The 6219-nt window shown below is 76.0% G+C and carries 6 protein-coding genes; all 6 read left to right on the top strand.

Annotated features, from left to right (window positions below; genetic code table 11):
* The first annotated feature begins 132 nt into the window (after nt 1–132).
* Nucleotides 133–1032, top strand: coding sequence for a LysR family transcriptional regulator (locus Q6969_RS12030; protein WP_317230653.1), 900 nt, complete (start codon nt 133–135; stop codon nt 1030–1032).
* 267 nt (nt 1033–1299) lie between these two features.
* Nucleotides 1300–1971 carry an Ltp family lipoprotein gene (locus Q6969_RS12025; RefSeq protein ID WP_317230652.1) on the top strand — a complete coding sequence of 224 codons (672 nt, stop codon included), beginning with the start codon at nt 1300–1302 and terminating at the stop codon, nt 1969–1971.
* 198 nt (nt 1972–2169) lie between these two features.
* The gene (locus tag Q6969_RS12020) at nt 2170–3153 is read left to right on the top strand and encodes a ring-cleaving dioxygenase (protein ID WP_317230651.1); all 984 of its coding nucleotides are present in this window, start codon (nt 2170–2172) and stop codon (nt 3151–3153) included.
* The gene (locus Q6969_RS12015) at nt 3150–3773 is read left to right on the top strand and encodes a carboxylesterase (protein ID WP_317230650.1); all 624 of its coding nucleotides are present in this window, start codon (nt 3150–3152) and stop codon (nt 3771–3773) included. Before Q6969_RS12020 ends, Q6969_RS12015 begins: the two co-directional genes overlap by 4 nt.
* Before the next feature lie 48 nt (nt 3774–3821).
* On the top strand, nt 3822–5345 hold the full coding sequence (locus Q6969_RS12010; RefSeq protein WP_317230649.1) for a sodium:proton antiporter: 1524 nt from the start codon (nt 3822–3824) through the stop codon (nt 5343–5345).
* A 109-nt stretch (nt 5346–5454) separates the two neighbouring features.
* Nucleotides 5455–6195 carry an MBL fold metallo-hydrolase gene (locus Q6969_RS12005; RefSeq protein WP_317230648.1) on the top strand — a complete coding sequence of 247 codons (741 nt, stop codon included), beginning with the start codon at nt 5455–5457 and terminating at the stop codon, nt 6193–6195.
* Nucleotides 6196–6219: the final 24 nt, after the last annotated feature.

Below are 6219 nucleotides of genomic sequence, written 5' to 3'. Positions count from 1 at the left end.
GCGGGAGCGGGAGGGGACGGCGGCGGGCGGCGCCAGGAGCTCGGTGGTCATGGTCCGAGGATCCGCCGGTCGACCCATCGTGTCCAACGGGTGATCCTGGCGATGCCCATCGCCATGGACGATGATGGTCCCATGGAGACGCGCCAGCTCGAGTACCTCATCGCCGTGGTCGAGGAGTCGGGGTTCACCCGCGCCGCGCGCCGTCTGCACGCGACGCAGTCCACCGTGTCGGCGTCCGTGCAGGCGCTCGAGCGGTCGCTGGGGACGGTGCTGCTCGACCGCTCCACGTCGCCCGTCTCCCTGACGACCGCCGGCGAGCGCCTCCTCCCCCTCGCGCGGGCCGCCGTGGCGGCGGCCGACCGGGTCTCCGCGGAGGCGCGCGAGACGGGCGGCGAGCTGCGGGGACGCGTGCGCGTCGGGGTCTTCGCGAGCATCGACCTGGTCGACCTCCCGCGCGTGCTCGGGGCCTTCCACGCGGCGCATCCGGCCGTGGACCTCCAGCTGGTCACCAGCCCGGAGGGCACGCGCGGCCTCGCCGACGACCTCGCCGCCGGACGCCTCGACATCGCGTTCGCGGGCCTTCCCGCGGGCGATCTGCCGCGGCTGCGCCTGGAGACCGTCCTCGAGGTGCCGACCGTGCTGCTGCTGCCCCCGGGGCACCGGCTGGCGAAGGCGGCCCGGATCCGTGCCGGGGACCTCGCGGACGAGGTGTTCGTCGACACCCCGCCCGGCTTCGGCAACCGCGTCCACGCGGACCGGCTCCTCGCGGCCCGCGGCATCGCGCGCCGCGTCGGGATCGAGGTCGGCGACCTCACCGCGGTCCCCCGCTACGTCGAGGCGGGGCTGGGCGTCGCGCTCGTCCCCGCGCTCTCCGGCCACGGGCGCTGCACCGTCCGCCGCATCCCCGGCCTCGAGGCCCCGTGGCGGCTGTCGATGGCGGTCCGTCGCGACGGCGTCCTGGAGCCCGCGACCCGCGCGCTCCTCCACGCCCTCCGCTCGGCGCACCGTGCGCTCGCCGACGACGGGACGTGATCGACCTCCGGTACGTGGTCCGTCCGCGCACGGCCACGATGCCCGCTCGCCGCCGCCGCCGCACAGGTGCCCCCCACCCGGGGCGCCCGCGAAATGGGGGCGGTCGATGCGTGCGCATGATGTGAAGCTCGGACCATGAGCACTCCCGAGCAGCCTGGGTACCCGCCCCAGGACCCGAGCCCCACCCCGCCTCCTGGCCCCTACGGCCCTCCCGGCAGCTACGCGCCGCCTGCCCCCGGCGCGACGGCGACCATGCCGCCTCCCGGGGTGGTACGACCCAAGGGGCTCGCCATCGCCGCGCTGGTCGTCGGCATCGTCGCGTTCCTGTCCGGGCTCGTCCCGGTCTTCGGCCTGATCGTCGGCGCAGCGGCGGTCGTCCTCGGGGTCCTGGCCCTGCGAGGCGCCCAGAGCAAGGGCATGGCCGTCACGGGCCTGTCGCTCGGAGCGGTCGCCGCGATCACGTCCCTCATCGTCACGATCGCGTTCGGCGCGGCCATCGGATCGGCCGACACGTCCACCGGCGCCGCCCCGGAGGCCGTCACGAGCGCCGAGGCCCTCCCGACGCCGACGGCCGAGGAGACGGAGCCGGCGGTCGAGGAGACGGAGCCGGCGGTCGTCGAGACGACGGCCGCCCCCGAGCCCGAAGCCCCCGCCGTCCCCGCCGAGCACGCCTCGGCGCTGGTCAAGGCGGGCACGTACGCGAACTCCCTCGACATGAGCAAGGCCGGGCTCTACGAGCAGCTGACCAGCGAGTACGGAGAGCGGTTCACCCCCGAGGCCGCCCAGTACGCGATCGACAACGTCCAGGCGGACTGGAACGCGAACGCCCTGGCCAAGGCGAGGACGTACCAGGAGATCGCCGCCATGTCGCCCGCGGCGATCCGCGACCAGCTGACGAGCGAGTACGGCGAGCGGTTCACCGCCGAGGAGGCGGAGTAGGCGCTCCAGCACCTGAACGACTGACGCCCGGACGTCGGGACGAGGGAGGGAGCGCCATCGCACCCTCCCTCGTCCTCGTCATCGCATCCGCCTCCCCGCCCCCGGATGCGGCGCCCGGTCACGGGCTCCGGGAATGATCCCGCGTCCCATGCGTTTGCATGGACATGGCCCGGCCGGGCCGCACGAAGGGAGCGCACCATGACCGCCACCACCCAGGGACTGCACCACGTCACCGCCATCGGCGGCGACCCGCAGCGGAACGTCGACTTCTACGTCCGCGCGATGGGGCTCCGGCTCGTCAAGCGCACGGTGAACTTCGACAGCCCCGGCAGCTACCACCTCTACTACGGCGACGGCGAGGGGCGCCCCGGCTCGCTGCTCACCTTCTTCCCCTGGAAGGGCGTGCCGGCGGGCCGCGTCGGCGCCGGCCAGTCCACGACGACCGCCTTCTCCGTGCCCGCCGGGAGCCTCGGCTGGTGGACGGAGCACCTCGGCGGGCTCGGCGTCGACTCCTCCGTCTCGACCGGGTCCTCCGCCGAGGAGCGGCTCTCCCTGCGCGACCCCGACGGGCTGCAGATCGACCTCGTCGCCTCCTCCGTCGTCGATCCCCGCGACCCGTGGGACTCCGCCGACGTGCCGGCGGAGCACGCGATCCGCGGCCAGCACTCCTCGGTGCTGACGGTCCGGGATCCGGCGGGCACCGCCGGCGTCCTCACCGACGACCTCGGCCTCCGCCTCGTCGACGAGCGCGACGGCCGCTTCCGCTACGCGGCGGGCGACGGCGGACCGGGCGCCCTCGTGGACGTCGTCGCCGACCCCGCCGCTCAGCCGGGCCTCACCGCCGGCGGCACCGTGCACCACGTCGCCTTCCGCGTGCCGGGCCGCGTCGAGCAGCAGGCCTGGCGCGACGAGCTCGTGGACCGCGGGCACCAGGTCACGCAGATCCTCGACCGGCAGTACTTCACCTCCATCTACTTCCGCGAGCCCGGCGGCGTGCTCTTCGAGATCGCGACCGACACCCCCGGCTTCGACGTCGACGAGCCGCTGCTCGAGCTCGGCCGCAGCCTCCGCCTCCCGCCGTGGCTGGAGCCGAGCCGGGCGGACATCGAGGCCGCCGTACCGCCCCTGCGCCTGCCCGACGAGGAGCCCGCGGCCGTCCCCGCCCCCGGCGACGTCGCATGAGCGGCCTCCTCGACCGGACGCCGCACGCGTTCCAGCCGGGCGCCGAGACGGGACCCGTCGTCGTCGGACTCCACGGCACGGGCGCCGACGAGCGGCAGGGCCTCGAGCTCGCGCGGCTCGTCGCCCCCGGGCAGCCCGTGCTCGCGCCCCGCGGGAGCGTCCTCGAGGGGTCGGCGGCCCGCTGGTTCCGCCGCCACGCCGAGGGCGTCTTCGACGTCGACGACGTGGTCGCGCGCGCGGCGGAGCTCGCCGCGCTGGTCGAGGAGGCCCGGTCGGCCTACGCTCTCCAGGGCCGCGCGATCCTCGCGGTCGGGTTCTCGAACGGGGCGAACATGGCGCTGGCGACCACGCTGCTGCATCCGACGGCGGTGCCCGCGACGATCGCGTTCTCCGCGCGCTGGCCGCTCGGGGACCGGGTGCCGACGGACGAGCTGGCGGGCACCCGGATCACCATGCTGAACGGCGACGCGGACGCCATGGCGCCGCTGGCCGACGTGGAGCGCACGGTCCGGGAGGCGCTCCTGCGCGGATCCGACGCCGTCTCGCACGTGCGGCCCGGCGGCCACGGGCTCGACGCCCGCGACCTCGAGGCCGCGCGCGCCCGCGTCGCCGCCGCCTGACGCCGGCCCCGACCCCCGCCCACCACCGCCCCCTACCGGAAGCCGCGAATGCCCGAGATCATCGCCTGGGTCGTCTCCTTCGTCGTCGTCACCGTCGTGGTCTCCGGGGTGGCGGGCCGCGCCGGCTGGTCGGCGCCCGTCGCGCTGGTCGCCGTAGGCGCGGCCCTGTCGTTCGTGCCGGGCGTGCCGCAGATCGAGATCGAGCCGGACGCCGTGCTCTACGGGCTCCTGCCGCCGCTGCTGTTCGCCGCGGCGATCCGCACGCCGCTCGCCGACATCCGGGCACGGCGTGACAGCATCGTCGTCCTGTCGGTGGGCGTCGTGGTGGTCACCCTCCTCGTGTTCGGCCTCACCCTCTGGGCGCTCGTGCCCGCGGTGGGGCTCGCGGCGGCCCTCGCGCTCGGCGCCGTCGTGGCGCCCACCGACGCCGTCGCGGTGTCCGCGGTGGCGGGGCGGGTGCGGCTCCCCCGGCGCGTGATGTCCATCCTCGAGACCGAGAGCCTCCTCAACGACGCGACCGCGCTGGTCGCCCTCAACACCGCCATCGCCGCGATCGTGGGGATCGTCCACCCCGTCGACGTCGCCGGCGGGTTCGTCGTCGCCGTGCTCGTCGGCGTGGGCGTGGGCCTCGGGGTCGCGTTCCTCTTCTCGGCGGTGCGGCGCTACCTGCGCTCGGCCGTCCTCGACACGAGCCTGTCGCTCGCGATCCCCTACGTCGCGTTCATCCCGGCCCAGGAGCTCGGCGGCTCCGGGGTGCTGGCCGTGGTCGCGGCGGGCCTGGTGCTCGGCTACCGGGCGCCGCTGATCCAGTCGCCCGAGGCCCGCATCGCGGAGTCGGTGAACTGGCGCACCATCCAGTTCCTGCTCGAGAACGCCGTCTTCCTCCTCATCGGGCTGAGCCTCGCCGGCATCGTGCGCGGACTCCCCGAGTCGAGCCTCGACGGCTGGCGCATCGCGGGGCTGTCGCTCCTCCTGCTGGCGGTGCTGGCCGCGGCCCGCTTCGTGTCCGTCGGGCTCGCGAAGGTGCTCTTCGACCACGGACCCGCGCGCCTCCGAGCTCGCACGTGGAGCTGGCGGACCGTCACCGCCGTCTCCTCCGCCGGCGTCCGCGGCGTGGTCACGCTCGCCGCCGCGTTCCTGCTGCCGGAGGAGACGCCCGAGCGGGAGCTGCTCCAGTTCCTCGCCTTCGTGATGGTGGCGGGCACCCTCGTGGGCGGCCTCGCGCTGCCCGCGATCATCCGCCGCCTCCGCCTCGGCCACTCCGCCGACGACCAGGAGCGCTCCGACCGGGACCGCCTGCTCGACGAGGCGCGCGAGGCCGGCATCCGGGCACGGGACGACGCGATGCGCGAGGAGGGCGCCGCGCCCGCCGACGACGCGCTGCCCGAGACGACCAGCGAACGGCTCGCGCACAACCGGGTGCGGCGCCGCATGATCGACGCCGAGCGCACCGCGGTCCTCGCCGCCCGCCGCGAGGGCCGCTACCCGGAGCTCGCCGTGCGGGCCGTGCTGTCGATGATCGACGCCGAGGACGTGGCCCTCGGGCGTCGCGAGGCGGACGAGGCGCGCTGACGGCGCGCCGGCTCCCCGGTCGCCGCCTCGGGGTGGGGAGGGCGCCGTCGGCCGGGATCCGGTCCGACCTACGATGGACACCCCGCGACCGCCCGAGCCCGGAGGATCCATGCCCGCTGCCTACGAGATCGTCGACGTCGAGACGGACGTGTTCCTCGTCCACGGACCGCACGTGAACTGGGTGGTGCTCACCGAGGGCACCGACGTCACGCTCGTGGACGCCGGCTACCCGGCGGACGCCCCGGCCGTGATCGCCAGCCTCGCCGAGATCGGCGCCCGCACGGGAGCCGTCGACCTCCGCGCGGTCCTCCTCACGCACGCGCACGGCGACCACATCGGCGGCCTCGGCGAGGTCGTCGCCGCGCAGGCCGGCGCGCCCGAGGTGCTCACCGGGCCGGACGAGGTGGGCCACGTGCGGCGCGACTTCCTCCACCAGGTCACGCTCGCGCAGGTCATGGAGCACGCCGACGACCCGCGCGTGATGGCCTGGGCCGATGCCGCCGTGGCCGCGGGCGGCCTCCGTGCCGAGGGCTACCCGGACGTCCGCGCGCACGCGATGGAGGGCCCCCTCGACGTGCCCGGCCGCCCCGTGCCGCGCGCCACGCCCGGGCACACGCTCGGCCACACGTCGTACGCGATCCCCCGGCTCGGCGTCGTGATCGCGGGCGACGCGCTCGTGACCGGGCACCCGACGAGCGCGGTCGAGGGACCGCAGCAGCTCGCCCGCATGTTCCACCGGGACGCGGCCCGCGCCGACGCCGCCTTCCGCGAGCTGCTCGCGCTGCCGTCCGGCACGCGCGTCCTCCCGGGGCACGGGCGCCTCGCGACGCTGGGAGCGCCGGGGGCCTGAGCCCGGGCGGGCGCCCGCCCGGGC

Origin of the sequence: Clavibacter sp. MX14-G9D, assembly GCF_032917815.1 — a bacterium.
Taxonomy (GTDB): Bacteria; Actinomycetota; Actinomycetes; order Actinomycetales; family Microbacteriaceae; genus Clavibacter; species Clavibacter michiganensis_K.
The sequence above is the reverse complement of the archived record's forward strand: the minus strand, read 5'-3'. Positions and strand labels throughout refer to the sequence as shown.